The following is a 24,514-nucleotide window of genomic DNA, read 5'->3' as shown; positions in this document are numbered from 1 at the left end:
ATGGACTTCTTGCGCCCGACGACGTGGCAGGAGGCGCTGGCCGCCCGGGCCGAGCGGCCCGGCGCCCTGCCCCTGCAGGGCGGCACCGACGTGATGGTCGAGATCAACTTCGACGTGCGCAGGCCCGAGGCGCTGCTGGACCTGACCGGGGTGGCGGAGCTGCGGGAGTGGTCCGTGACCGGCGGCGTGTGCCGGCTCGGCGCGGGCGTGACGTACGCGACCGTGATCGACGAGCTGGGCGGCGCGCTGCCGGGACTGGCGCAGGCGTCGCGGACCGTCGGCTCGCCGCAGATCCGCAACCGCGGCACGGTCGGCGGCAACCTGGGCGCGGCCTCGCCCGCGGGCGACAGCCACCCGCCGCTGCTGGCCGCCGGCGCCGCCGTCGAGGTCGAGTCGCGCGAGCGGGGCCTCAGGACGATCCCGGCGCACGCCTTCTACCTGGGCGTCAAACGGCCCGCGCTCGAGCCGGACGAGCTGATCCGGGCCGTGCGGATCCCGGTGGCCGCCGGGCCGCAGTACTTCTCCAAGGTCGGCACCCGCAACGCCATGGTCATCGCGGTCTGCTCGTTCGCGCTGGCGCTGCACCCGGAGGAGCGGCGGGTGGGCACCGGCATCGGCTCGGCCGCGCCCACGCCGCTGCGGGCGCTGGAGGCCGAGGACTTCCTGAGCCGCGAGCTCGACTGGGACGCCGCCCTCGACCTCGACTGGGACGCCGCCCTCGACGCCGGGCTCCTGCGGCGGTTCGGCGAGCTGTGCGCGGCCGCCGCCGCGCCGATCGACGACGTGCGCGGCACCGCCGCCTACCGCAGGCACGCCGTCGCCGTGATGGCCCGCCGCACGCTGACCTGGGCCTGGGACGACCACCGGGGAAGGAGGGCCGCCTGATGCGCGTCACGTTCACCGTCAACGGCCGCGAGGAGAGCGCCGACGACGTCTGGGAGGGCGAGAGCCTGCTGTACGTGCTGCGCGAGCGGCTGGGCCTGCCCGGCTCCAAGAACGCCTGCGAGCAGGGCGAGTGCGGCTCCTGCACGGTCTACCTCGACGGCACGCCGGTCTGCGCCTGCCTGGTCGCCGCCGGACAGGCCCAGGGCCGCCGCGTGCGCACCGTCGAGGGGCTGGCCGAGGGCGGGCGGCTGGACCCGGTCCAGGAGGCGTTCATGGAGTGCGGGGCCGTCCAGTGCGGCTTCTGCACGCCCGGGCTGCTCGTGCAGGCGCACGACCTGCTGAGCCGTGTCGCGCGGCCCTCCGACGCGGAGATCCGCGAGGCCCTGGCGGGCAACCTGTGCCGCTGCACCGGCTACGAGAAGATCCTCGACGCCGTCCGCCTCGCGGCGGAACGCAAGGCGGACCCGGCGCGGGCGCGGGGAGAGGCGGGCGCGTGAGCGGGCTGCTCATCGAGAACGCCTGCGTCGCCCCCGTCGCCGGGCCCGAGGTCAGCTCCGGGTACGTCCTGGTGGACGGCGACCGGATCGCCGCCGTCGGCCCCATGAGCGAGGTCCCCGACGCGCCCGGCGCGACCCGCGTCGACGGCTCCGGCTGCCTGGCCACACCCGGGCTCGTCAACACGCACCACCACCTGTACCAGTGGGCCTCGCAGGGGCTGGCCCAGGACGCGACGCTGTTCGAGTGGCTGGTGGCGCTCTACCCCGTGTGGGCGGCCATGGACGCCGAGGTCGTCCACGGCGCCGCCACGGCCGGACTCGGGCACCTCGCCCTGTCGGGCTGCACGACCTCCAGCGACCACCACTACCTCTTCCCCCGGGGCCGGGGCGACCTGCTGGCCGCCGAGATCGAGGCAGCCCGCGCGGTCGGGCTGCGCTTCCACCCGTCGCGCGGCTCCATGGACCGCGGCCGGTCGAGGGGCGGGCTGCCGCCCGACGAGGTGGTCGAGCCGCTGGAGGCCATCCTCGACGCCACCGCGGAGGCCGTCGACGCCTACCACGACCCGTCGTTCTCCTCGAAGCTGCGCGTCGCGGTCGCGCCGTGCTCGCCGTTCTCCGTCAGCTCCGACCTCATGACCGGCGCGGCGGAGCTGGCCAGGTCCAAGGGCGTGCGCCTGCACACCCACCTGGCCGAGACGCTGGACGAGGAGGAGCTCTGCCTGAAGCAGACGGGCGTGCGGCCGGTCGAGTACATGGAGGAGCTCGGCTGGCTCGGCGACGACGTGTGGGTGGCGCACGCCGTGCATCTGAACGACGCCGACATCGGCCGGTTCGCCGCGACCGGCACCGGCACCGCGCACTGCCCGTCGTCCAACGGGCGGCTCGGCGCGGGCGTCGCCCGGGTGTCCGAGATGCTGCGGCGCGGCGCCAACGTCGGTCTCGGCGTGGACGGCAGCGCCTCCGCCGAGCTGACCGGGCTGGCCGGGGAGATGCGGCAGGCCCTGCTGTTCCAGCGGGCGGTGAACGGGCCCACGGCGCTCACCGCCCGCCAGGCGCTGGAGCTCGCCACGCTCGGCGGGGCCCGCAACCTCGGCCGCGAACGCGAGCTCGGCACGCTGGAGCCGGGCAAGCTGGCCGACATCGCGCTGTGGCGGGTGGACGGGCCGTTCGCCGCGGCGGTGAACGACCCGGTGTGCGCCCTGGTGCTGGCCTCCGCGCAGCCGCCGCTGGCCCTCCTGCTCGTGGGCGGGGAGACCGTCGTGGCGGACGACGAGCTGAGGACCGTCCCCCAGGACGTGGCCGGGGAGGCGGGGGTGCGGGCGGGGCGGCGCCTGAGGCGGCTGGCGCGGGAACGCGGGGCGGACCTCGCGTAGCGCCCTGACATGGTGGGAGACGTGGGGCGCCGACATGGGAGATGTGATGATGAGTCCCACGCCGGCACGCCGCGCCCGCCCGCGGGACGCGGCGGGGTGGCCGGGCAACGTTCGTCGTCGCGTGGGAGTTCGCAGTGGTTGAGCACGTGCTTGTCGCCCCGGACAAGTTCAAGGGGTCGCTGACGGCCGCGGAGGTGGCCGCCAGGGTGGCGGCGGGGCTGGGCGTACCGGCGGTGGAGCTGCCGGTGGCCGACGGCGGCGACGGCACGGTCGACGCGGTGGTGGCCTGCGGCTTCACCCGGGTCACGCTGGAGGTGAGCGGACCCACCGGCCTGCCCGTGCGGGCCTCCTACGCCTGGCACCCCACCGGCACCCCCTCCGGCCCGCCGGACGAGGGCCGCCCGACCGCCGTGGTCGAGCTGTCCGAGGCGTCCGGGCTGCGCCGCCTGCCCGGCGGGCACGAGCCGCTCACCGCCACCAGCCACGGCACCGGCGAGCTGATCGCCGACGCCGTCGCCCGCGGCGCCCGGCGGATCGTGCTCGGCCTGGGCGGCAGCGCCTCCACCGACGGGGGAGCGGGCCTGGCGCGGGCCCTCGGCGCGCGGTTCCTCGACGCGGACGGCAAGGAGCTGGAGCCCGGCGGGGCGGCGCTCACCGCCCTCGACCGCATCGACATCAGCGGCTTCGCCGACGTCTCGGGCATCGAGTTCGTGGTGGCCAGTGACGTGGACAACCCCCTCCTCGGCCCCCACGGCGCCGCCGCCGTCTACGGGCCGCAGAAGGGCGCCAACCCGGCCGAGGTCAAGCTGCTGGAGGCGGCCCTGACCAGGCTGGCCGCCGTGGCCACCCGCACGCACGGGCTCGTCGGCGCGGTCGAGCACGACGGCACGCCGCGCCCCATGGGCGTCGCGGGCGCGCCCGGCGCCGGCGCGGCGGGCGGGGCCGGCTTCGCCGCACTGGCCTTCCTCGGCGCGGAGATCCGCCCGGGGATCGACTACCTGCTCGACCTGCTCGGCTTCAACGAGCTGGTGCGGGGCGCGCGGCTGGTGATCACGGGGGAGGGGTCGCTGGACGAGCAGTCGCTGCGGGGCAAGGCCCCGATCGGGGTCGCCCAGGCGGCGGCCAAGGCGGGCGTCCCGGTGGTCGCCGTGTGCGGCCGGCGCACGCTCTCCGACGACGAGCTCCGGGCGGCGGGCATCGAGGCCGCGTACGCGCTGACCGACCTGGAGCCCGACCCGGAGCGCTGCATGGCCGACGCCGCCGCCCTCCTGGAGCGGTTGGCGGCCCGCCTGGCCGCCGACCGCCTCTGAGACACGGCTGAGACAGGGCTGAGACGCGGCGTCAGGGTCGGCGCACACCCGTGGAGACGAAGGGAGCGGGCATGTTCGATCTGGTCGTGCGGTCGCGGCGGGTGGTCACGCCCGAGGGCGAGCGGCCCGCCGCCGTGGCCGTGCGCGACGGGCGGATCGCGGCCCTGCACCCCTACGAGGCGCCCCTGGAGACCGCCGAGGACGTCGACCTGCGCGCCCTGCCCCTCCTGCCCGGCCTGGTCGACACCCACGTCCACGTGAACGAGCCCGGCCGCGCCCACTGGGAGGGGTTCGCGTCGGCGACCCGGGCGGCGGCGGCCGGGGGCGTCACCACGATCGTGGACATGCCGCTCAACTCAGTCCCGCCCACCGTCACGCCCGACGCCCTGGACGCCAAGCTGCGCGCCGCGCAGGGCCGCTGCCACGTGGACACCGCGTTCTGGGGCGGCGCCGTGCCCGGCAACGTGGAGCACCTGCGGCCGCTGCACGAGCGCGGCGTGCGCGGCTTCAAGTGCTTCCTGTCGCCCTCGGGGGTGGAGGAGTTCCCGCCGCTGCGGCCGGAGGAGGCGCGGCGGGCGATGGCGGAGATCGCCGGGTTCGGCGGGCTCCTGGTGGTGCACGCCGAGGACCCGGCGCTGCTGGCCGAGCCGGCCGGGCCCAGCTACCGGGAGTTCCTGGAGTCGCGGCCCGGCGCGGCCGAGCGCAGCGCCGTCGAGCTGGTGATCCGGCTGGCCGAGGAGACCGGGGCCAGGGTCCACGTCCTGCACGTCTCCAGCGCCGCCTGCCTCGAACCGCTGGAGGAGGCCCGCGCCCGGGGCGTGCCGGTCACGGCCGAGACGTGCCCCCACTACCTCACGCTGGCGGCCGAGCAGGTGCCGGAGGGCGACACGAGCTTCAAGTGCTGCCCGCCGATCCGCGACGGGGCCAACCGCGACCTGCTCTGGGACGGCCTGGCGCGCGGCGTCCTCGACTGCGTCGTCTCCGACCACTCGCCGTCCACCGCCGACCTCAAGGTGCCCGATTTCGCCGCCGCCTGGGGCGGCGTCGCCTCGCTCCAGCTCGGGCTGCCCGCCGTGTGGACGGAGGCGTCACGCAGGGGGTACGGGCCGGCGGACGTGGCCCGCTGGATGTCCACCCGCCCCGCCGCGATCGCCGGCATCCCGCGCAAGGGCGCCGTCGAGCCCGGGAACGACGCCGACCTGGTGGCCTTCGACCCGGACGCGGCCAACCCCGTGGACGCCCGCGCCCTCCACCACCGCAACCCCGTCACCCCGTACCACGGCCGCACCCTGCGGGGCGCGGTGCTCACCACGTGGCTGCGCGGCCGGCCCGTCGACGGCGAGCCGCACGGCACCTTCCTGCTGGGAGATACGTAGATGGCGCCCGAACGGCCGACCGCCGGCTTCACCACGCTGCCCGACCTGGCGCTGCGCACCCTGGGCGGCTCCGTCATCGCCGCCAGCGACGAGTCGTTCGCCGAGAAGGAGAGCCTCATCAGGCCCGGCCGGCCCGCGTTCCGGCCCGAGACCTTCGGCCACAAGGGCCAGGTGTACGACGGCTGGGAGACGCGGCGGCGGCGCGAGCCGGGGCACGACTGGGCGATCGTCCGGCTCGGCCTGCCCGGCGCCGTGCGCGGCGTGGTGATCGACACGGCCTGGTTCACCGGCAACCACCCCACTCACGCCTCGGTCGAGGCGGCGGCCCTCGACGGTCACCCGTCGCCCGCCGAACTGCTCGACGCCCGCTGGAGCGAGATCGTGCCCAGGATCCCCCTGCGCGGCGACGCCGAGCACCCCGTGGAGGTCGCCGACGACGCCCGCTACACGCACGTACGGCTGTCCATGTTCCCCGACGGCGGCATCGCCCGGCTGCGGGTCCACGGCGAGGCGCGGCCCGACCTGTCGGTGTACGACGGCCTGAGCCTCGACCTGGCCGCGCTGCACAACGGCGGCCTGGTCACCGCCTGCTCCAACGCCTTCTACTCCTCGCCCAACAACGTCATCGCCCCCGGCCTGGCCCGCCACCAGGCGGAGGGCTGGGAGACCGCCCGCCGCCGCGAGGAGGGCAACGAGTGGCTGGTCATCCGGCTGGCCGGGCGGGGCGTCATCCGGCTCGCCGAGATCGACACCACGAACCTCGTCTTCAACGCCCCCGCCGCCGTGACCCTCACCGGCCTGGACGGCGAGCGCGAGGTCGAGCTGCTGCCCCGGACGCGGCTCCAGCCGGACACGCCGCACCGCTTCCGTCTCGCCCACGCCGGCCCCGTCACGCACGTACGGGTCGACATCCACCCCGACGGGGGCCTGGCCCGCGTGCGGCTGCACGGCCACCTCACGGGCTGACCCCGCCCGGCGCGGGGCCTCAGCGCCGAGCTCGCGGGCCGGTGCCGGGCGCGGGGGTCAGTGCCAGAGGATGACCTCCGAACCCGGTGGACGCTCGCTGTTGGGCAGGGGGCGCTGGAAGCGGACGACCCCGCTGCCCCGGCCCAGCTTGACGACGCGCACCTTCCAGCCGAGCTGCTGGAGCTCCTGCCGGGCGTCGTTGACGTTCTTGCCCATGACCGCGGGCACGAGCTGGTGCTCCTGGTCTTCGCGGGCCTCGTTGTCGCCCTTCCACCAGTCCCAGAAGTCGCTCTGGCAGCGCGCCACCGTGATCATCGCCGCGGCGCCCCGGTCGACCTCGGCGTTGGCCTTGGGCGACTGGGCGATGACCGTGCACGGCTCGGCGTCGTCGTCCACCTCGTTGACCTGCACCTGGAAGCCCTGCTCCTGAAGGAACGCGGCGGCCTGGTCCTTGGGCATCTTCGCGACGTCGGGCATGGTGAGCCCGGCGCTGACGTAGATCGAGACCTTGGTGCCCTCCTTGAGCTTCTCGCCCACGAGCGGGGAGGTGCGGATGACCGTGTTGCGGGGCACGTCGGGGTTGGCCAGCCGCCGGACGGTGCCGACCGTCAGGCCCGCCTTGGCGACGGCGGCGCGGGCGTCGTCGGCCGACATGCCCGCCACCTTGGGCACCACCACGAGCTTGGCGCCGAGCGAGGGGACGAGCGTCACGGTCGTGCCCGCCTCCACCTCCTGCCCGCCCACCGGATCGAGGCTGAGCACCATGCCCTCCTCGGTCTTGTCGTCGTGGCGGCCCTGCGCCACCTTCACCTTCAGGCCCCCGGCGGTCAGCTTCGACTCGACCAGGGACACCGGCCGGCCCACCAGGTCGGCGGGCACGGTCACGTACCGGGGACGGGAGACGTACCAGCCGGTCAGGCCGATCGCGGCCACCATCACGACGGCGAGCGCCACGATGATCCAGCTCGGCCGGAACCCGCGCCGCCGCCCGGAGGGATGCTCCGCCGGCGTCTCGGCGCGCGGCTGGATCATGGTCGGGTTGGGGGCCGCCGCGCCGCCGTGCGGGACCTGCGGCATGGCGACCGTCATCCCCGGCGAGCCCGGAACACCGGGCTGGGAGGCGGGCTGCGGGCCGTAACCGCCGGGCTGGGAGGCCGGCTGCGGGCCGTAGCCGCCGTGAGCCGGGCCGGTGGGCTGCGCCCCGGAGTGGGGGCCCGTCCGGGGCCCCGGCAGGTGCCCCGCGGCGGGCGACGTGTGCGCGCCGGAGGGAAGCTGCGCGGTGGGCGCCGGGAGCGGGCCCGAGGGCGCGTGGGCGCCCGAGGGGGCGTGCGGGACGGAGGACGCGTGCGGGCCGGTGCCCGGCATCGAGTACCGGGCGCCCGTGTGCGGGACGCCGGGGCCGGTGAGCCGGGGAAGCTGGCGGTGCGCCTCGACCGCCTCCACCAGCATCGCGGTCGCGTCGCCGGGCCGCGCGTCCGGCTCGCGTGCCGTGGCGTGCGCCACCAGCGCGTCGACCACCGGCGGCACCTCGGGATTCAGCGACGACGGCGCCGGCACGGTGTCGTGGACGTGACGGTAGGCCACGGACATGGGCGTCTCGCCCTCGTACGGCGGCTGGCCCGTCAGCAGCTCGAACAGCATGATCCCGGCCGCGTAGACGTCGGTGCGCACGTCGGCCCGGCCGGTGGTCACCTGCTCGGGCGACATGTAGCCGATCGTGCCGATCATCATGCCGGTGCGGGTCTGGTTGGTCGCCTCGATCGCCCGGGCCAGGCCGAAGTCCACGACCTTGACCCGGCCGTCGGCCGTCATCAGCACGTTCTCCGGCTTGACGTCGCGGTGGACCATGCCGGCCTGATGGGCCGCGCCCAGCGCAGCGAGCACCGGGATGAGGATCTCCAGCGCCTCGCGGGCCGGCAGCCTGCCGCGCTCGTTGAGGATGTCGCGCAGCGTCCTGCCGGGGACGTACTCCATGGACAGGTAGACGACGTCGCCGTCGGTGCCCTGGTCGAAGACGTGGACCACGTTGGGGTGGGAGAGGCTGGCCACGGACTTGGCCTCGCCGATGAAGCGCCGCACGAACGCCGGGTCCTCGGCGAGCGAGCGATGCATGACCTTCAGCGCGACCGTGCGGTCGAGCCGGACGTCCAGCGCGAGGTAGACGGTCGCCATGCCGCCCCGCGCGATCCGGGACTCGATGCGGTAGCGCCCGTCCAGGGTCCGCCCGACCAGGGGGTCCGCAGTCGTCGTGTCCACGTCGCCGAGTTTACGGGCGTTTCGCGGCCCGCAGGGCGCGACCATCCGAAACGATGCGGACCCGTGGCCCCCGCCACGCCCGGTCCCGCCTCGGGAATCCCACCGGGACCAGGGCGCCGTCCGCTCCCCGGCGCCCCTGAGGCCACGCCCGGCCGGGCCGGCCCGCGGGCCTCGGACCCGCCCGCCCGAGGGCCGCCACCCGCCGTAGCGGCCCTTGAGGGCTTGACGGCGACCCCTTTGCGGACATCCGATACGCGCCCGCGTGCCCGATCCGGGAGTACCCGGGATTACGGGGTCATCGGGGAGGACGCCTCGGCGTAGCGGCGGCGCGGGATGCGGCCGGCCTGCCGGGCGAGGCGCCCGGCCTGGACGGCGCCCCGCATGGCCGCCGCCATCAGGTCGGGCCGCTGCGCCCGGGTGACGGCCGTCGCCAGCAGCACCGCGTCGCAGCCCAGCTCCATCGCCAGAGCGGCGTCGCTGGCCGTGCCGATGCCCGCGTCGAGGATCACCGGCACGCCGGCCGCCTCCACGATGAGCTCGATGTTGTGCGGGTTGCGGATGCCGAGCCCCGAGCCGATGGGCGCGCCGAGCGGCATGACCGCCGCGCACCCCGCCTGCTCCAGGCGGCGCGCCAGCGCGGGGTCGTCGCCGATGTACGGCAGCACCACGAAGCCGTCGGCCACCAGCCGCTCGGCCGCGTCGAACGTCTCGATCGGGTCGGGCAGCAGAGTGCGCTCGTCGGCGATCACTTCGAGTTTGACCCAGTTCGTGCCGAGCGCCTCGCGGGCCAGCCGGGCCGTCAGCACGGCCTCGCCCGCCGTGAAGCAGCCCGCGGTGTTGGGCAGCACCTTGATGCCGCGCCCGCGCAGCACGTCGAGGACGGAGCCGCGCGCCGACGGGTCGAGCCGCCGCATGGCGACCGTGGTCAGCTCGGTGCCGGAGGCGGCGAGGGCCTGGTCCAGCACCTCCAGCGAGGGCGCCCCGCCGGTTCCCATGATGAGCCGGGAGGAGAACTTCTCCCCGGCGATGATCAGATCATCCACCCTGCACCGCCGTCAGCACCTCGACGCGGTCGCTGTCGCCGAGCGCCGTGGTGTCCCACGAGCCGCGCGTCACGACCTCGTCGTTCAGGGCCACCGCCACGCCGGTGGTGGCGGTGGTCAGGATCCGTACGGCCTGCGCCACGGTGGTGCCGTCGGGCACCTCGCGCGGGCTGCCGTTGATCGTCACTCTCATCCCAACTCCTCGGAACCGGAGGTCTTCTCGTACAGGGGAACGGCCGGGCCGCGGGAGGCGGCGCTCCCGGCGGCCGGACGGTGGCGGGCCGGTGAGCACAGGGCCGCCAGCTCGGGCTCCTCCCCCTGGAGGAGGGCCGCCGTGAGCGGCGCCAGCAGCACCCCGCCACGGTGGTGCCCGGTGGCCAGCGTCAGGCCCGGCGTGCCGCTCGGGCCGATGAGCGGAAGGTTGTCCGGAGTGCCGGGACGCAGGCCGGCGACCACCTCGGCCACCTCCAGCTCCGTCACCCCGGGCACCAGCTCCCGGGCGTCGCGCAGCAGCTCGTACACGCCGCCTGCGGTCACCCGCGTGTCGAAGCCCATCTCCTCCTGCGTGGCGCCCACCACGAGCTCGCCGTCGCCGCGCGGCACCAGGTAGACGGGGGTGCCGTGGACCGTGCCGCGTACGCACCTGCTCAGCCGCGGCTCGGCGGAGCGCAGCCGCATGATCTGCCCCTTGACCGGCCGGACGGGGACGCCGGCCAGCTCCGCGCTCCACACCCCGGCCGCCAGGACGACCCCGTCGGCCTGGATCTCCGCGGGCACCGTCCCGCCCGCGGCCGCATCGTCCAGCTCCACGCCCACGACCGCGCCCTCACCGGAGCCCTGGGAGGCCCGCAGCAGCCTCGACACCCGGGCCCGCACCACGGGGACGCCCCGCCGCTCCAGGGCGGCGAGCAGGGCCGAGGTGACGCGGCGCGGGTCCACCCAGGCGTCGCCCGGCGCCAGCAGGCCGCCCCGTACCGAGGGGGCCAGCATCGGCTCCAGACGCCGGCACTCCCGGCCCGTCAGCCGCTCCACCGGCAGCCCCAGCTTGCCCATGAACGCGGCCAGCTCGTCCAGCGCGGCGAGGTCGTCCGTCCCGAACGCCACGTCCAGGGTGCCGTCGGCGCGGAAGTCCAGCCCGTACGAGGGCCCGCCGGGCGGCAGTCCCGCGTCGGCGGCCAGCTCGGCGGCGAACGACGGCCAGCGGCGCAGCGACGCCACCCCCAGCCGCAGCAGCGGCTCCTCGGTGTAGGTGACCTCGCTCACGGGCGCCAGCATGCCCGCCGCCGCGTGCGAGGCACCGGAGGCCGGAGCGGGGTCCACCACGGTGACGGGACGCCCCGCCCGCGACAGCCGCCAGGCGATCGACAGCCCGACGATCCCGCCGCCCACGATCAGCTCCATGCGCGCTCCCTTCGCCGGCATGATCCGGATCAGGTGGATTGCGGTCGAAGGCCCGGTCAAGCCTTCCTCTCAGCCCGGTCACGGCCGGACTCCCGCGCGTCGTACGACACCCAGCCTACGGCCTCGGTGCGAAACCCCGGCGGCGGCCCCGTTATGGTCTTGAACGTGAACCGTGTCGTGGTGGCCGGAGCGGGCCTGGCCGGAGTGCGGAGCGTCGAGGCCCTGCGGGCGCGGGGGTTCGGCGGCGAGATCGTCCTGCTGGGGCAGGAGCGGCACCGCCCGTACGACCGCCCGCCCCTGTCCAAGGCGGTGCTGCTGGGCACCAGCGACTCCAGCTTCGTCGACTCCGACCTCGCGTCGATGGAGGTGGATTTCCGCCCCGGCGTCAGCGCCGTCGGCCTGCGCGCCGGCGTGGTCGAGACGAGCGAGGGCGACCTGCCGTACGACGGCCTGGTCATCGCGACCGGCGCCGACCCGATCACGCTGCCCGGCGACGGGCAGCAGCACGTGCTGCGCACCCTCGACGACGCGCTGGAGCTGCGCGCCAGGCTCGTCCGCGGCGCCCGTGTCGTCGTGATCGGAGCCGGCTGGATCGGCGCCGAGGTGGCCACGGCCGCGCGCCGCGCCGGCTGCGAGGTGACGGTGATCGAGGCCGGGCCCGCGCAGCTGTCCCACGCCGTCGGCGCCGAGCTCGGCGCCCGCACCCTCGCCTGGTACGACGGGATCGACCTGCGGCTCGACACCATGGTCGCCTCGGTCGACGAGGGCGGCGTGCGGCTGGTGGGCGGCGAGTTCATCGAGGCGCACGTGGTCGTCACCGGCGTCGGCGTCCGCCCGGCCGTCGAGTGGCTGGCCGGCGCCGACATCGACCTGCACAACGGCGTCGTCGTGGACGAGCACCTGCGCGCCTCGCTGCCGGGCGTGGTCGCGGTGGGCGACTGCGCCGCCTGGTGGTCGCGCCGCTACGGCACCCGCCTGCGGGTCGAGCACTGGGACACCGCGCTCGGCGCGCCCGAGGTCGCCGCGGCCACGCTGCTCGGCGAGGACGCGGTCTACGACCCGGTGCCGTACTTCTGGTCCGAGCAGTTCGGCCACATGGTCCAGTACGCGGGCCACCACCCGGCCGGCGCCCGCCTCCTGCACCGGGGCGAGCCGGAGGGCAAGTGGTCGGCCTGCTGGCTGGCCGAGGACGACACCCTCGCCGCGGTCCTCGCCGTGGACCGCCCGCGCGACCTCGTCCAGGGCCGCCGCATCATCGGCGCGGGCCAGCGGATGGACCCAGAACGCCTGGTAGATCCCGATGTCCCTCTACGGGATTGTGTTGTTTGAGCAAGCGCGCCATGTGGTAGTTGTGGTTTCGTGACGCTTTCTGTTGCACAGATCGACCGGGAGACCGAGCAGCTCGTCGACGAGTGGCTCACCCTTCCCGAAGTGGCCCAGCGCATGCAGCTGTCGCTCGGGCGCACCAAGCAACTCCTCAAGGACCACAAGCTGCTCGGCGTGCGGCGAGGGAGTGGCGGGCCACACGTGCCCGCCGTGTTCCTCGACGGCAACGACGTGACGAAGGGCCTGCCCGGCACGCTCACCGTGCTGCTGGACGCCGGCTACGACGACGTCGAGGCACTGCGCTGGCTGTTCACCCCGGACGACTCGCTGCCGGGCTCGCCCATCCAGGCGATCCGCGCGGGCCGCCACACCGAGGTCAAGCGACGTGCCCAGGCCCTCGGTTTCTGACGCCCGGCTCTACCTCTGCACCGACGGCCGCCGCGGACGCGGCGATCTGGCCGACTTCCTCGACGCGGTCCTGGCCGGCGGCGTCGACATCGTCCAGCTCCGCGAGAAGGGCCTGGAGGCGCGCGAGGAGCTCGCGCTGCTGGAGGTCTTCCGCGACGCCTGCGACCGGCACGGCAGGCTCCTCGCGGTCAACGACCGGGCGGACGTGGCCTACGCCGCCCGGCCCGACGTGCTCCACCTGGGGCAGGACGATCTTCCGGTGAGGGTCGCACGAGAGATACTCGGCGACGACGTCCTCATCGGCAGGTCCACCCACTCCGTCGCCGAGGCGTCCGCCGCGGCGGTGGAGGAGGGCGTCGACTACTTCTGCTGCGGGCCGACCTGGCCCACCCCGACCAAGCCGGGGCGTCCGGCGCCCGGGCCGCCGCTGCTGCGGCACGCGGCCGGGCTCGGCGCCGACCGGCCGTGGTTCGCGATCGGCGGCATCGACCTCGGCAACCTCGACGAGGTCATGGCGTACGGGGCGACCCGCGTGGTCGTGGTGCGGGCGATCACCGAGGCCGACGACCCGGGCGCCGCGGCCGCCGAGTTCGCCAAGCGCCTGGGAGCGACCTGATGACGGTGTCCACGGTGGTGGCGGCCGGGTTGGTGATCGCGTTCGCCGGCGTCCTCGTCTGGACGGTGTGGTCGCTGGTCAGCGGACGTCCCTCCGTGCGGAGAGGATCCGGCAACCCGGGCCTCCCCCCGCACGGCGTGACGATGCCCGGCACGGGCGCCGACTGCGGCGGCTCCTCGGGCGGCGACGGCTCCTCAGGCGGTGGCTGACGGCTCAGGCCTGGCGTCCTCGGGCGGTGGCTGACGGCTCAGGCCTGGCGTCCTCGGGCGGTGGCTGACGGCTCAGGCCTGGCGTGAGGTGGCCGCGACCGCCAGGTCGGCGAGCGCGGCGCGCGCCTCCGCCGTGATCGGCGCCTGTTCGAGGCAGGCCAGCGCCTCGGTCAGGTACGCCCCGATCAGGTCCTCGCACTCCTTCAGCGCCCCCGTGTCCTCGATGACCTCGCGCAGCGCCGCCACGCCCCGGTCGTCGAGCCCCGGGTCGCCCAGCAGGCTGCGCACCAGCGCCGCCTGCTCGGGCGTCGCGGCGGCCAGCGTGCGCGCCACGAGCATCGTCCGCTTGCCCTCGCGCAGGTCGTCGCCGGCCGGCTTGCCGGTGGCCGCCGGGTCGCCGAACACGCCGAGGATGTCGTCGCGCATCTGGAACGCGATCCCCACCCGCGTGCCGTACGTGGTGCACAGCTCGTCCATCCACGGGGTGAGCCCGCCCGCCGCCAGCGCCAGGCCCAGCCGGAGCGGCTGCTCCACGGAGTACTTGCCGCTCTTGTAGAGCGCGACCCGCAGCGCCGACTCGAACGTGTTCTCCCCGTGGGCCTGCTCCAGCAGGTCGAGGTACTGGCCGCACATCAGCTCGGTGCGCATGTGGTCGTGGACCGGCTGCGCCCCGGCGAGCGACTCGGGCGGCAGGCCGCTGCCGCGCCACATCTCGCCCGACCAGATCAGCAGCAGGTTGCCCAGCAGGATCGCCGCGCCCATCCCGAACTGCTCGGCCGAGCCGTGCCAGCCGGCGCCGGCGTGCATCGCCTCGAAGCGGCGGTGGGCCGAGGGCATGCCGCGCCGCAGGTCGCTCTTGTCCATCACGTCGTCGTGGACCAGCGCGCTCGCCTGCAGCAGCTCCAGCGACGCCGCCGCCTGGTAGACGCCCGGCAGGTCCGCCCCGCCCGCGCCGCGCCATCCCCAGTAGCAGAACGCGGGACGCAGCCGCTTGCCGCCCGCCAGCAGCTCCTTGGCGGCCAGGCGGAGCGGCTCCAGCTCCGGCGCGCCCGTGAGGGGAAGCTGCCGGTCGACGAACTCCCTCAGGCAACGGTCCACCTGTTCGCGCAGGGTGTCCATGCTCGCGGCCTCAGTGTTCATGCCTTGAGACTAGTGGCCGGAGGGCGACGCCGGATCTCCAGGCCACCCGTGTGACCGCTGGTTCGGGCCCCGCCACGGTAACCTTGGACCATGGCCCTTGGTCGACCATCCGTCCTGCCCGATCGTGTCCCCACCGTCCGCGAGCTTCTCGCCTCGGGTGGCCGGTCGTTCTCCTTCGAGTTCTTCCCGCCGAAGACCGACGAGGGCGAGCGGCAGCTCTGGCGCGCGATCCGGGAGCTGGAGTCGCTGCGGCCGACCTTCGTCTCGGTGACGTACGGTGCGGGCGGCTCCACCCGCGACCGCACGGTCGACATCGTCGAGCGGGTCGCCCACGACACGACGCTCACGCCGGTGGCCCACTTCACCGCCGTCAACCACTCGACCCGCGAGCTGCGCCACCTCGTCGGCCGCTTCGCCGACGCCGGGGTGCGCAACATCCTGGCCGTGCGCGGCGACCCGCCCGGCGACCCGACCGGCGACTGGGTCCGCCACCCCGAGGGCGTCCTGTACGCCGAGGAGCTGGTGCGGCTCATCCGCCAGGCCGGCGACTTCTGCGTGGGCGTGGCGGCCTTCCCCTACAAGCATCCGCGCTCGCCGTCCATCGAGTCCGACACCGAGTTCTTCGTGCGCAAGTGCCGGGCGGGCGCCGACTACGCGATCACGCAGATGTTCTTCCAGGCCGACGACTACCTGCGGCTGCGCGACCGGGTCGCGGCCCGCGGCTGCGACACGCCGATCATCCCGTGCATCATGCCGGTCACCCAGATGAGCACGATCGCCCGCTCCGAGCAGCTGTCGGGGGCGCCGTTCCCGCCGGCTCTGGCGGCCCGCTTCGAGGCCGTCGCCGACGACCCGGCGGCGGTGCGGCAGCTCGGCATCGAGCACGGCGCCGAGCTGTGCCAGCGGCTGCTCGACGAGGGCGCGCCGGGCATCCACTTCATCACCTTCAACCGGTCGAGCGCCTCGCGCGAGGTCTTCCAGCTCCTGTCGCATCCGGAGCCGGTCGCGGTCTGAGGACCTTCCCGCCGCGACAGCGCGAAGCGCCCGCCCCCTGACGGGGACGGGCGCTTCGACGTGTGCGTACCGGTGTGCGTGTCGCCTCTCGGCGAGGTGCACAACGCGGCTCCAGCCGAACGGTATTCCGCGAAGGCGATAGGTGAGGCCCGGGGACACTGGGCACACCGGCCACGTGTCATAGAACCGGCCGCCGCCCCCGAACATTCCCGGGCGGCGGAAAAACCCGCCCGTCGCCGGAAGAACCGTGCCCGCGGGTGCCGGCGGGGCCCGCCACCCGCCCGCAGGGGGACCCGGCGGGTGGCGGGTAGGGGTGGGACAGACGCGCGGTAGAGCGTCCATTACTTTGCGTAGCCATTCATCCCCGACCGTCACGCCCGCCAAACCCGCTGGTCAAGGCTTTACCAGGAGGCCGGCTCAGCTCAGCGGCAGCGGCCGGCCGGCGATCGCGTACTCTTCGTGGCCGCCGGGGAAGACGAACCGGGAGAGCAGGTCCGTGAAGCCCATGCTGCGGTAGAGGTGGCGGGCGGCCGTGGGCCGGTCGTGGGTGGACAGCACGGCCGAGCGCTCCGCCCGTCCCGCGCACAGCGTCGTGATCATGGCCCGGCCGATGCCCTTGCCCTGGTGGTCGGGATGGACGTGGATCTCGGCCAGCTCGAACGCGTCACCGAGCCAGGCGTCGGCCACCCGGGGCCCGGAACGGTCCTCCAGCGCCCGGTAGACCACGTCGTGCCACCACTGGCCCGGCGCGCCGTGGAAACCGTACGCGAACCCGACGACCTTGGCCGCCCCCCGGCGCCCCGGCCCCGTGCCCGGCGCTGTGCCCGGCACTGTGTACGGCCCCGTGCCCGGCGCTGTGTCCGGCCACGGGACGGTGACGGGCACGGCCGGTTCGCCGCGCAGCTCGGCGAAGTAGCACTGGAAGCGCGGGTACATGCCGTGGTTGCGCATGATGCTGCGCCGTCCCGTGATCTGGTCCGCGGGCGGGCGCATGGCGGCGGTGTAGATGTCGATCACCGTGTCCAGCCGCTCGTCGAACTCGGCCGGCCCCGCCCCGCGAAACTCGATCACGCTGCGCACATTACTCGACGTCGACCGGCGTGCCCCCGGTGATGCGCACCAGCTCGTCGAAGGTCGTCGGGAACACCGTGTGCGGGTGGCCGCCGGCCGCCCACACCACGTCGTACTTGCTCAGCCAGGTGTCGATCAGGGTGCGGATCGGCGAGGGATGGCCCACGGGCGCGACGCCGCCGATCGGCTGGCCGGTCGCCTGCCGGACGAACTCCGGCGTGGCCCGCCGCACCGACCGGACGCCGGCCGTGCGGGCGACCAGCTCGACGTCCACGCGGTGGGCGCCGCTCGTCATCACGAGCAGGGGCGCGCCGTCGGCGTCGAAGACGAGGCTGTTGGCGATCGCGCCGACCTCGCAGCCGAGCTGGGCGGCGGCGGTCGCGGCGGTCGGGGCCTTCTCCGGCAGGACGACGATCTCGCCGGTGGCGCCGAGCTCGCGCAGGGCGGCCTGGACGATGACGGCGTTGGCGGGCAGCCCGGTGGAGCGGGCCGCCAGCTCGGCCGCGGTGGGAGGCGCGGACGGTTCCGTGTGCTGTGCGTCAGGCGACTTCTCGGACATGGGGCCACTCTACGGGGATTGACCTTGCCCTTACCTGGTCATGGTGGTGGTGTAAGGTCCTTTGATTCGATTGTTGAGCTGAAGAGGTGATTCGGGTGAGGGCACGACGTCTGCCGGGAATGGCGGCTCTCGTCACGGCCGGCGTGGTCGTCCTGACCGGGTTCGGGACGGGGCCCGCGGCCGCCGCTCCCACCCGGACGCCGGTGCTCCAGGCCGCGACGACCATCCCCACGACGACTCCCGCGGCCGTCACGGCCGAGGCGCCGCGCAAGACGCTGCGGCTGGGCGCCAAGGGCGAGGCCGTCGTCTGGCTCCAGCGCCGCCTGGCCGAGCTCGGCTACCAGCCGGGCCGGGCGGACGGCCGGTACGGCGGGACGACGCTGACGGCCGTGTGGGCCTTCCAGAAGGTCAACGGCATCGCGCCGACCAGCACAGTCGCCGCGCGGACCTGGAGGGCTCTGGAGAGCCCCAGGGCGCCGAAGATCCTCGTCCCCACCGGACGGCCGACCCGCGCCGAGGTGAACCTCGCCAAGCAGATCATGGTCCTGTACGTGGACGGGCAGCCCAAGCTGATCACGCACATCTCGTCGGGCAGCGGCGTGGCGTACTGCGAGACCGCGGTGTGGCAGGGCAAGAAGCAGCGCTTCTGCGGCTCGGCCCGCACGCCCACGGGCGACTACAAGACCACCTGGCGCAAGTCGGGCTGGCACACCTCGTACCTGGGCCGGCTGTACAACCCGATCTTCTTCAACGGCGGCATCGCCTTCCACGGCGCGCTGTCGGTGCCGCTGTACCCGGCCTCGCACGGGTGCGTGCGGATGCCGATGAACGTGGCCGAGGTGCTGCCCGGGATGCTCGGCACGGGCGTGCCGGTGCACGTCCGGGGCGCCTTCCACCGCGCCTGACGGGCGCGCCGGAGACTCGCGCCTGTCCGCTCGGGGCGCGGGGACGGTGGTCTCCTCCACCTCCCCGCGGTCCCTACGCCTCGACGCCCGCCTCCTCGGCCGCCCGGGAGTCCTCCGGGATGCCGTCGAGGTAGCGGTCGGTCGGCAGACCCTGCGCCAGCGGCGAGTACACCGCATCAGCGCGGCGGTCCCGGCGGTGCGCTCGGGGGAGAAGTCGGACACGCCCGCGTACGGGGCGCGGCCGGTGCGCACCATGTGGTCCAGCGTGGCCGGCAGGTGCTTGCGCGAGTTGCCCTCGCCGTACGGGCCGTCCCCCATGGGGTTGCCGCCCTCGGCGGCGGGGTTCCGGCTAGGCGGGCCGGCGGGCGTCCACCTCGATCTCGATCCTCATCCGCGGGTCGGACAACCCGCACACGAGCATGGTCGCGGCCGGGCGCACCCCGCCGAAGCACTCGCGCAGCACCGGCCAGCACGGCTCGAAGTCCTCGCGGTCCGGCAGCATGTAGCGCACCCGCACCACGTCGGCGAACGAGCATCCCGCCTCGGCCAGGGCCGCCGCGATGTTGCGCAGGCACTGCCGGGCCTGCTCCACCACGTCGTCGGAGATGGTCATGGTCGCGTAGTCGAAGCCGGTGGTGCCGGACACGTGCACCCGGTCGCCGTCCACCACGGCCCTGGCGTACCCGATCTGCTCCTCGAAGACGGACCCACTCATGATCGCGCGTCGCTCTGTCATGCCCCCGAACGCTAGGGGAGCAGCGACGATACGTCCAAGACGACCGCGGACATGGTGTGATATCCCTGCGCGTATGGACCGCCCCGGGGGACAGCGGCCGGAGCTCGCGCTGCACCAGCTTCACGCCTTCGCCGTGCTCGCCGAGGAGCTGCACTTCGGCCGGGCCGCCGAACGGCTCGGCATCGCGCAGCCGCCGCTCAGCCAGCAGATCCGGCGGCTGGAGCGCAAGGTCGGTCATCCGCTGTTCGACCGCGGCCCCGGCGGGGTCACGCTGACGCCCGCCGGGCACGAGCTGCTGCCCGCCGCGCGGCGCGCCCTCGGCGAGATCGCCGGCGGCCTCGACGCGGCCCGCCGCGCCGGACGGGGAGAGGCGGGCCGCATCCGGATCGGCTTCGCGGCCTCGCTCGCGCTGACCGTGCTGCCGCGGATCCTCGGCGCGTACCACGACCGGTATCCGGCGGTGGAGATGGAGGTCCGCGAGATGACCACGGCGCCGCAGGTGGCGGCGCTGCGCGACGGCTCCCTGGACGTGGGGCTGCTGCGGGAGCCGCCCGAGACGGACGGCCTGGTGGCCGAGCCGCTGCTGTCGGAGGGCTTCGTCGCGGTGCTCCCCGCCGGGCATCCGCTGGCCGCCCGGCGCGCCGTCCCGGTGGCGGCCCTGGCGGGCGAGCCGTTCGTGCTGCTGCCGCGCGAGGCGGCGCCCACGGTCCACGACCGGATCGCCGGGCTGTGCCGGGCGGCCGGCTTCGAACCGCGCGCCGGGCAGCGGGCGGTGGAGTGGCAGACGGTCTGCGCGCTCGTCGGAGCGGGCCTCGGCGTGTCGCTCGCCCCGGCGAGCGTGCGGCGCCTCCGGTCGGCGGGCGTCGCGTACCGGAGGATCAGCCCCGGCGGCGCGCGCACGACGGTCGCCGCCTGCTTCCGGGACGAGGACCCGAACCCGCTGGTGGCCCGCTTCCTGCGGACGGCCCGCGAACAGACCTCGGCTCCGGCATAACGTCCGGATAACCACATGTGGTGACGGCCCGGTTAGCGGGCTTTTGCTGAACTCCCTGCTCTGAGCTCGGGAAACACCCGACGCCGAGCAGGGGGAGATCATGCTGTCCACGCCCGTGGCCCGTACCGCGCCCACCTCGCCACCTGTCAGGCGGGCGGTCAGGCAGACGGCCAGGGGACGGAGCAGGTGGCTGGGGTGGGCCCTGGCGGGCGGCTGGCTGGCCCAGGTGCTCCTGCGCCTGTGGCTGTACCGGTACCACACCGGCCCCGTCGCCAACCCGGACGAGACCGGCTACCTGGTCGCGGCCCGCTGGCTGGCCGGGGGAGCGGGGGCGGACCTCACGGGCTCGACGTTCTACCAGGGCGGCTACGCGTTGCTGCTCGTGCCCGCGTACTGGGTGACGTCCGATCCGGTCATGGTCTACCGGCTGGTGGCCGGGATCGGCTCGATGGCGGCCGCCACGGCGTTCCCGCTGGCGTACGTGGTGCTGCGGCGGCTCGCGGTGGGGCGGCGGGAGGCGGTGGCGCTGGCGTTCGTGGCGGGGCTGTCGCCGGCGCTGCTGCTGTTCTCGGGGCTGGCGCTGGCGGACGCGGTGCTGCCCACGCTGCTGCTCGCCTGGCTCCTCGCCACGCACGACCTGGCGCGCACCGGCTCGCCGCGGGCGGGCGCGGCGGCGGGCGCCCTGGCGGGCTTCGCCACGGCGGTGCACCTGCGCGGGACGGTGATCCTCGCGGCGTACGCGCTGACGGTGGTGGCGCTCCTGGTCGTCCGCCGGCCGGCGCGGGGCGCGGGACGGCGGCTGCCGCTCCGGGCCGGGGCCGTCGCCCTGGGCGTGGCGGGGGCGGTCGCGGCGGCGGGCGCGGCGCTCAACCGCGCGCTGGCGGCGGCGGTGTACCCGGGCGGCGCCCGTGACCTGTCCGGGATGCTGGCCGAGCGCCTGACCGGGCTCGACGGCCAGGCGTGGGCGCTGTCGGGCGCCACCGGCCAGCTCTGGTACCTGATCGTGAGCACGTGGGGCCTCGCCGGCGTCGGCCTGGCGGCGGCGGCCGTCCAGCTCGTACGGCGGGACGGCCCGTTCGCCCGCCGCGTGCTCGCGGGCACGCTGCTGGCCGTCACCCTGGGAGTGGCGTACGCGTCGTCGGCGGCGCTGCCGGACGAGCACCGGGTGGGCAACTACGTCTACGGCCGGTACCTGGCGTGCGTGGCCGTCGTGTGGACCCTGGTGGGCCTCGCGGTCCTGTCCAGGGCGGTCCGCGCCGCCACGATCCGCCGCACCGCCGTCATCAGGGCGGTCCGCGTCGGAACCGCGGCCCTGGAGGCGGCCCCGCCCCGCCCGGGCGTCCCGCCCGGCCTCCACCCGGCCCCGCGCCGCGCGGGCGTCCCGCGCGGCCTCCACCCGGCCCCGCGCCGCGCGGGCGTCCTGCGCGGCCTCCACCCGGCCGTGCGGAACATGGTGGCGTACGCGGGGGCGGCCGCCGTGCTCATGGCGGCGACCGGGGGAGTGGCGGCCTGGTACGCGGGCGACCGGCTCAGGCGCTATGCGTATATCGCGTTCGACTTCCCCGAGGTGTCGTTCCTCAGCGGTGTGCGCGACTCCCTCGACATGGCGCGGACCACGGCGGCGGCCCTCGTCCTGCTGACCTGCCTCACCCTGGCGGCCTGCCTGGCCGCGTTCCGGAGCGCCGGCCGCGCCGCCCGCGGCTCCGCGCGCCGTCCGTGGACGCGCGGGCTGGTGCCGGTCGTGGCCGTGCTGGCCGCCGTCAACGTCGCCTTCACCGCCGACCTCGCCCCCAAGGCCGCCCCCGCCGCCGGTCCCGACTGGCTGCCCGCCCCGCCGCCCGGCAGGGTGGCCCTGGACAGCAGGGTGCGGTGGAACGTCTGGGTGCCCCTCACGTTCCGGGTGTGGTGGACCAGGCTGGAGCGGTACGACGGCGACCGCCAGGCGCCGCCCGCCGGAGCCTGCACGGCCGTGGTGCCCCCGGACGCCGGCACACCCCCGGAGGGCTGGACCGCCACGGGCCTGGGCGGCGAGCGCCAGGGCTGGACGAGCTGGTCCGCCCCCGGCTGCCGGTGAAGAGCCCGGTGAAGAGCCCGGTGAAGAGCCCGGAGCGACAGGGCGAGCAGCGGTTGCGCGCCGGAAGGCGCGCCCGCTCAGGTCGTCAGCGAGCCGAGGCCCCGCACCGAGATCTCCGCCGCGCGCAGGGCGGCGTCCAGCGCCTCCTCCATCGAGTCGCCCCGCTCGACGCTGGCCACGATCGCCAGCTTGGCCGCGCCCGCGAGCGCGCCCACCGCCGCCGCGGCCTCCACCATCCCCAGCCGTCCCCGGTACGACTCCTCCAGCGCCTGCACGAGCCGGAGCTGGTTGGCGAACACCATGCGCAGGGCGCGCGCCTGCAGGCCCGGGACGGTCGTCACGAGCCTGATCCGCAGCCGTGCCTCCTCGGCGTCGTAGTCCTCGTCGCCGGCCACCTGGTCCAGCGCGTCGCGCACGATCCGCATCAGCAGGTCGGGAAGGGGCTCGTCGGGGGCATGGCGCGCCACGATCGCGATGGTGCGTTCCATGCGGGTCTGGATGTCGTGGAGGAGCACGTCCTCCTTGCTGGCGAAGTAGCTGAAGAACGTGCGCGTCGACACGTCCGCCTCGGCCGCGATCTCCGCGAGCGTGGTCTCCTCGTAGCCCTTCTCGGCGAAGAGCCGGAGCGCCGCCTCGATCAGCGCCCGGCGCGTGCGCTGCTTCTTGCGCTCCCTGATGCCCGCCATGGCGGAACTGTACTGCACGCATTTTAGATTTTCATCCATTGAAAGTTTGCATTCGATGATGTTTTGTGGGGAGTGACCCGGAAGTTCTGTGCAAGGCGACCGCTAGGAGCCACGGATGTCAGAGCTCATCATGACCACCGACCGCGAACGCCCGTTCGACCCGCCGGACCGGATCGCCGGACTGGGCGGGGAGGCGCCCCTCCATCGGCTCACCTTCGCCGACGGGCACGAGGGCTGGCTGGTCACCGGTTACACGGCCGCCCGCGCCATCCTCGCCGACCCCCGCTTCAGCAACCGGCCGGAGTACACGCACCCCACCATCCCCGCCCGCGCCGAGGTCGCCGAGAAGCTGCGCGGCAGGGAGTTCGCGGTGCCGGGATTCTTCCTGCGCATGGACGCGCCCGAGCACACGCGCTACCGCAAGCTGCTCACCGGCCAGTTCACCGTCCGCCGGATGAAGCAGCTCGAACCCCGCGTCGAGGAGATCACCCACGCCCGCCTGGACGCCATGGAGGCCGCCGGCAAGCCCGCCGACCTGGTCGAGCAGTTCGCGCTGCCGATCCCGTCGCTGGTGATCTGCGAGCTGCTCGGCGTGCCGTACGAGGACAGGGAGCGCTTCCAGAGCGACTCCAGGGCGCTGCTCGCGCTGGAGAGCGGCGCCGACGAGGTCATCGACGCCATGAGGAGCATGACCGGCTACCTGTACGGCCTCATCCAGCGCAAGCGCGCCGAGCCGCAGGACGACCTCATCAGCGGCCTGGTCCAGGGCGGCGAGCTGGCCGACGACGAGCTGACCGGCGTCTCGTTCCTCCTGCTCGTGGCGGGGCACGAGACGACCGCGAACATGCTCGGCCTCGGCACGTACGCGCTGCTGCGCAACCCGGACCAGCTCGCCGCCATGCGCGACGACCCGTCCGTGGTCGACAACGGCGTGGAGGAGCTGCTGCGCTACCTCACGATCATCCACGTCGGCCCGATCCGCTCCGCGCTGGAGGACGTCGAGGTCGAGGGCGTCGTGGTGCGGAAGGGACAGTCGGTCGCCTTCAGCCTGCCCGTCGTCAACCGCGACCCCGCCCGCTTCCCCGGCGGCGACTCCCTCGACCTCGCGCGGCCCGCCGGCGGCCACCTGACCTTCGGCCACGGCATCCACCAGTGCCTCGGCCAGCAGCTCGCCCGCATCGAGATGCGGATCGGCTATCCGGCGCTGCTGCGCCGCTTCCCCGGGCTGCGCCTGGCCGTGCCGCCGGAGGAGGTGCCGATGCGCACGGACATGAGTATCTACGGGGTGCATCGCCTCCCCGTCACGTGGTAGGGAGATCACCATGGAGATCAAGGCTGACACGACGGTGTGCATCGGGGCGGGCATGTGCGCGCTCACGGTGCCCCAGGTCTTTGACCAGAGCGACGAGGACGGGACGGTGGTCCTGCTGGAGACGTCGCCGCCGGCGGAACTCGAGGACGGGGTCAGGCGCGCGGTGACGCTGTGCCCGTCGGGCGCCCTGTCGATCGCGGAGTGACGCGACCCGCCCGGGGTCGTCCGTGTGTCCTGTCGCGGCGCTTTTCGCCATGCCGATCGAACCTGTGTTCTGAAACGGGTTGACACCGAGCGTGATCGAAATTATGTTCGACGTAGTGACGTGAGGCTCGCGGCTCACGTCGAAGGACCTGG

The 24,514-nt window shown here is 74.7% G+C and carries 25 protein-coding genes; 16 read left to right on the top strand and 9 right to left on the bottom strand.

Annotation, left to right across the window (positions count from 1 at the left end; translation table 11 throughout):
* The 6 genes from HTZ77_RS07855 (at nt 1) to alc (ending at nt 6,407) form a co-directional block, all read left to right on the top strand.
* The gene (locus tag HTZ77_RS07855; protein ID WP_175588804.1) at nt 1-885 is read left to right on the top strand and encodes an FAD binding domain-containing protein; all 885 of its coding nucleotides are present in this window, start codon (nt 1-3) and stop codon (nt 883-885) included.
* Entirely contained in the window at nt 885-1,382 is a 498-nt protein-coding gene (locus HTZ77_RS07850; RefSeq protein WP_175588803.1) for a (2Fe-2S)-binding protein, read from the top strand. Before HTZ77_RS07855 ends, HTZ77_RS07850 begins: the two co-directional genes overlap by 1 nt.
* Complete coding sequence (locus tag HTZ77_RS07845) at nt 1,379-2,755, top strand: 8-oxoguanine deaminase (RefSeq protein WP_175588802.1); 1,377 nt, start codon at nt 1,379-1,381, stop codon at nt 2,753-2,755. Before HTZ77_RS07850 ends, HTZ77_RS07845 begins: the two co-directional genes overlap by 4 nt.
* A 134-nt stretch (nt 2,756-2,889) precedes the next feature.
* Nucleotides 2,890-4,065 carry a glycerate kinase gene (locus tag HTZ77_RS07840; RefSeq protein WP_328808475.1) on the top strand — a complete coding sequence of 392 codons (1,176 nt, stop codon included), beginning with the start codon at nt 2,890-2,892 and terminating at the stop codon, nt 4,063-4,065.
* A gap of 71 nt (nt 4,066-4,136) precedes the next feature.
* The gene (gene allB / locus HTZ77_RS07835; protein WP_175588801.1) at nt 4,137-5,441 is read left to right on the top strand and encodes an allantoinase AllB; all 1,305 of its coding nucleotides are present in this window, start codon (nt 4,137-4,139) and stop codon (nt 5,439-5,441) included.
* Nucleotides 5,442-6,407, top strand: coding sequence for an allantoicase (gene alc, locus HTZ77_RS07830; RefSeq protein WP_175588800.1), 966 nt, complete (start codon nt 5,442-5,444; stop codon nt 6,405-6,407).
* Nucleotides 6,408-6,464: 57 nt separating this feature from the next.
* Here alc and HTZ77_RS07825 read toward each other — a convergent pair whose 3' ends face one another.
* The 4 genes from HTZ77_RS07825 to thiO form a co-directional block, all read right to left on the bottom strand.
* The gene (locus tag HTZ77_RS07825; protein WP_328808474.1) at nt 6,465-8,663 is read right to left on the bottom strand and encodes a Stk1 family PASTA domain-containing Ser/Thr kinase; all 2,199 of its coding nucleotides are present in this window, start codon (nt 8,661-8,663) and stop codon (nt 6,465-6,467) included.
* Nucleotides 8,664-8,950: 287 nt separating this feature from the next.
* Complete coding sequence (locus tag HTZ77_RS07820) at nt 8,951-9,706, bottom strand: thiazole synthase (RefSeq protein ID WP_175588799.1); 756 nt, start codon at nt 9,704-9,706, stop codon at nt 8,951-8,953.
* Nucleotides 9,699-9,899 carry a sulfur carrier protein ThiS gene (gene thiS, locus HTZ77_RS07815; RefSeq protein WP_175588798.1) on the bottom strand — a complete coding sequence of 67 codons (201 nt, stop codon included), beginning with the start codon at nt 9,897-9,899 and terminating at the stop codon, nt 9,699-9,701. Before thiS ends, HTZ77_RS07820 begins: the two co-directional genes overlap by 8 nt.
* Complete coding sequence (thiO, locus tag HTZ77_RS07810) at nt 9,896-11,107, bottom strand: glycine oxidase ThiO (RefSeq protein ID WP_175588797.1); 1,212 nt, start codon at nt 11,105-11,107, stop codon at nt 9,896-9,898. Before thiO ends, thiS begins: the two co-directional genes overlap by 4 nt.
* Nucleotides 11,108-11,272: 165 nt before the next feature.
* Between thiO and HTZ77_RS07805 the strand changes: the two genes are divergently transcribed.
* From HTZ77_RS07805 to HTZ77_RS07790, 4 genes are read left to right on the top strand one after another with little or no spacing between them, the layout of a single operon-like run.
* The gene (locus HTZ77_RS07805) at nt 11,273-12,436 is read left to right on the top strand and encodes an NAD(P)/FAD-dependent oxidoreductase (RefSeq protein ID WP_328808473.1); all 1,164 of its coding nucleotides are present in this window, start codon (nt 11,273-11,275) and stop codon (nt 12,434-12,436) included.
* 30 nt (nt 12,437-12,466) lie between these two features.
* On the top strand, nt 12,467-12,841 hold the full coding sequence (locus HTZ77_RS07800) for an Rv2175c family DNA-binding protein (RefSeq protein WP_175588795.1): 375 nt from the start codon (nt 12,467-12,469) through the stop codon (nt 12,839-12,841).
* Nucleotides 12,819-13,457 carry a thiamine phosphate synthase gene (gene thiE / locus HTZ77_RS07795; RefSeq protein ID WP_175588794.1) on the top strand — a complete coding sequence of 213 codons (639 nt, stop codon included), beginning with the start codon at nt 12,819-12,821 and terminating at the stop codon, nt 13,455-13,457. The genes HTZ77_RS07800 and thiE overlap by 23 nt, the downstream gene beginning before the upstream one ends.
* A complete protein-coding gene (locus HTZ77_RS07790; protein WP_175588793.1) occupies nt 13,457-13,666 on the top strand; it encodes a hypothetical protein in 210 nt (69 codons plus the stop codon). Before thiE ends, HTZ77_RS07790 begins: the two co-directional genes overlap by 1 nt.
* Nucleotides 13,667-13,738: 72 nt before the next feature.
* On the opposite strand, the gene HTZ77_RS07785 is transcribed toward HTZ77_RS07790, so the two are convergent.
* The gene (locus HTZ77_RS07785; RefSeq protein ID WP_175588792.1) at nt 13,739-14,806 is read right to left on the bottom strand and encodes a polyprenyl synthetase family protein; all 1,068 of its coding nucleotides are present in this window, start codon (nt 14,804-14,806) and stop codon (nt 13,739-13,741) included.
* 90 nt (nt 14,807-14,896) lie between these two features.
* Here HTZ77_RS07785 and metF point away from each other — a divergent pair, with 90 nt between their 5' ends.
* A complete protein-coding gene (gene metF, locus HTZ77_RS07780; protein ID WP_175588791.1) occupies nt 14,897-15,820 on the top strand; it encodes a methylenetetrahydrofolate reductase [NAD(P)H] in 924 nt (307 codons plus the stop codon).
* Between the two features lie 417 nt (nt 15,821-16,237).
* Here the strand turns inward: metF and HTZ77_RS07775 are convergent, their stop codons facing one another.
* Together HTZ77_RS07775 and HTZ77_RS07770 are read right to left on the bottom strand one after the other, a co-directional pair.
* Complete coding sequence (locus HTZ77_RS07775) at nt 16,238-16,891, bottom strand: GNAT family N-acetyltransferase (RefSeq protein ID WP_328808472.1); 654 nt, start codon at nt 16,889-16,891, stop codon at nt 16,238-16,240.
* Between the two features lie 10 nt (nt 16,892-16,901).
* Nucleotides 16,902-17,366, bottom strand: a complete 465-nt coding sequence (locus tag HTZ77_RS07770; protein ID WP_407940486.1) for a YbaK/EbsC family protein — start codon at nt 17,364-17,366, stop codon at nt 16,902-16,904.
* 179 nt (nt 17,367-17,545) lie between these two features.
* Between HTZ77_RS07770 and HTZ77_RS07765 the strand changes: the two genes are divergently transcribed.
* Nucleotides 17,546-18,355 (top strand): L,D-transpeptidase family protein, encoded by an 810-nt coding sequence (locus tag HTZ77_RS07765; protein WP_328808471.1) that lies wholly within the window; start codon nt 17,546-17,548, stop codon nt 18,353-18,355.
* A gap of 349 nt (nt 18,356-18,704) precedes the next feature.
* Here HTZ77_RS07765 and HTZ77_RS07760 read toward each other — a convergent pair whose 3' ends face one another.
* Nucleotides 18,705-19,091 (bottom strand): RidA family protein, encoded by a 387-nt coding sequence (locus HTZ77_RS07760; RefSeq protein ID WP_175588789.1) that lies wholly within the window; start codon nt 19,089-19,091, stop codon nt 18,705-18,707.
* A gap of 73 nt (nt 19,092-19,164) precedes the next feature.
* On the opposite strand from HTZ77_RS07760, the gene HTZ77_RS07755 reads away from it, so the two are divergent.
* Both HTZ77_RS07755 and HTZ77_RS07750 read left to right on the top strand, forming a co-directional pair.
* Entirely contained in the window at nt 19,165-20,085 is a 921-nt protein-coding gene (locus HTZ77_RS07755) for a LysR family transcriptional regulator (protein WP_175588788.1), read from the top strand.
* A 100-nt stretch (nt 20,086-20,185) separates the two neighbouring features.
* Nucleotides 20,186-22,159 carry a hypothetical protein gene (locus tag HTZ77_RS07750; protein WP_175588787.1) on the top strand — a complete coding sequence of 658 codons (1,974 nt, stop codon included), beginning with the start codon at nt 20,186-20,188 and terminating at the stop codon, nt 22,157-22,159.
* Nucleotides 22,160-22,236: 77 nt separating this feature from the next.
* Here HTZ77_RS07750 and HTZ77_RS07745 read toward each other — a convergent pair whose 3' ends face one another.
* The gene (locus tag HTZ77_RS07745; RefSeq protein WP_175588786.1) at nt 22,237-22,845 is read right to left on the bottom strand and encodes a TetR/AcrR family transcriptional regulator; all 609 of its coding nucleotides are present in this window, start codon (nt 22,843-22,845) and stop codon (nt 22,237-22,239) included.
* Nucleotides 22,846-22,960: 115 nt separating this feature from the next.
* Here HTZ77_RS07745 and HTZ77_RS07740 point away from each other — a divergent pair, with 115 nt between their 5' ends.
* Nucleotides 22,961-24,157, top strand: coding sequence for a cytochrome P450 (locus tag HTZ77_RS07740; protein WP_175588785.1), 1,197 nt, complete (start codon nt 22,961-22,963; stop codon nt 24,155-24,157).
* Nucleotides 24,158-24,167: 10 nt separating this feature from the next.
* Nucleotides 24,168-24,362, top strand: coding sequence for a ferredoxin (locus tag HTZ77_RS07735; protein ID WP_175588784.1), 195 nt, complete (start codon nt 24,168-24,170; stop codon nt 24,360-24,362).
* The last annotated feature ends 152 nt before the right edge of the window (nt 24,363-24,514 follow it).

The organism is Nonomuraea montanisoli (assembly GCF_013363975.1).
GTDB classification, from domain to species: domain Bacteria; phylum Actinomycetota; class Actinomycetes; order Streptosporangiales; family Streptosporangiaceae; genus Nonomuraea; species Nonomuraea montanisoli.
This window is presented reverse-complemented; position numbering and strand designations above follow the sequence as displayed.

What these genes read in the sequence shown, in the direction of transcription:
- HTZ77_RS07855 (WP_175588804.1), top strand. Translation starts at nt 1, where the DNA reads ATGGACTTCTTGCGCCCGACGACGTGGCAGGAGGCGCTGGCCGCCCGG.
- HTZ77_RS07850 (WP_175588803.1), top strand. Translation starts at nt 885, where the DNA reads ATGCGCGTCACGTTCACCGTCAACGGCCGCGAGGAGAGCGCCGACGAC.
- allB (WP_175588801.1), top strand. Translation starts at nt 4,137, where the DNA reads ATGTTCGATCTGGTCGTGCGGTCGCGGCGGGTGGTCACGCCCGAGGGC.
- alc (WP_175588800.1), top strand. Translation starts at nt 5,442, where the DNA reads ATGGCGCCCGAACGGCCGACCGCCGGCTTCACCACGCTGCCCGACCTG.
- thiS (WP_175588798.1), bottom strand. Translation starts at nt 9,899, where the DNA reads ATGAGAGTGACGATCAACGGCAGCCCGCGCGAGGTGCCCGACGGCACC.
- thiO (WP_175588797.1), bottom strand. Translation starts at nt 11,107, where the DNA reads ATGGAGCTGATCGTGGGCGGCGGGATCGTCGGGCTGTCGATCGCCTGG.
- HTZ77_RS07790 (WP_175588793.1), top strand. Translation starts at nt 13,457, where the DNA reads ATGACGGTGTCCACGGTGGTGGCGGCCGGGTTGGTGATCGCGTTCGCC.
- HTZ77_RS07785 (WP_175588792.1), bottom strand. Translation starts at nt 14,806, where the DNA reads ATGAACACTGAGGCCGCGAGCATGGACACCCTGCGCGAACAGGTGGAC.
- metF (WP_175588791.1), top strand. Translation starts at nt 14,897, where the DNA reads ATGGCCCTTGGTCGACCATCCGTCCTGCCCGATCGTGTCCCCACCGTC.
- HTZ77_RS07760 (WP_175588789.1), bottom strand. Translation starts at nt 19,091, where the DNA reads ATGACAGAGCGACGCGCGATCATGAGTGGGTCCGTCTTCGAGGAGCAG.
- HTZ77_RS07755 (WP_175588788.1), top strand. Translation starts at nt 19,165, where the DNA reads ATGGACCGCCCCGGGGGACAGCGGCCGGAGCTCGCGCTGCACCAGCTT.
- HTZ77_RS07750 (WP_175588787.1), top strand. Translation starts at nt 20,186, where the DNA reads ATGCTGTCCACGCCCGTGGCCCGTACCGCGCCCACCTCGCCACCTGTC.
- HTZ77_RS07745 (WP_175588786.1), bottom strand. Translation starts at nt 22,845, where the DNA reads ATGGCGGGCATCAGGGAGCGCAAGAAGCAGCGCACGCGCCGGGCGCTG.
- HTZ77_RS07740 (WP_175588785.1), top strand. Translation starts at nt 22,961, where the DNA reads ATGTCAGAGCTCATCATGACCACCGACCGCGAACGCCCGTTCGACCCG.
- HTZ77_RS07735 (WP_175588784.1), top strand. Translation starts at nt 24,168, where the DNA reads ATGGAGATCAAGGCTGACACGACGGTGTGCATCGGGGCGGGCATGTGC.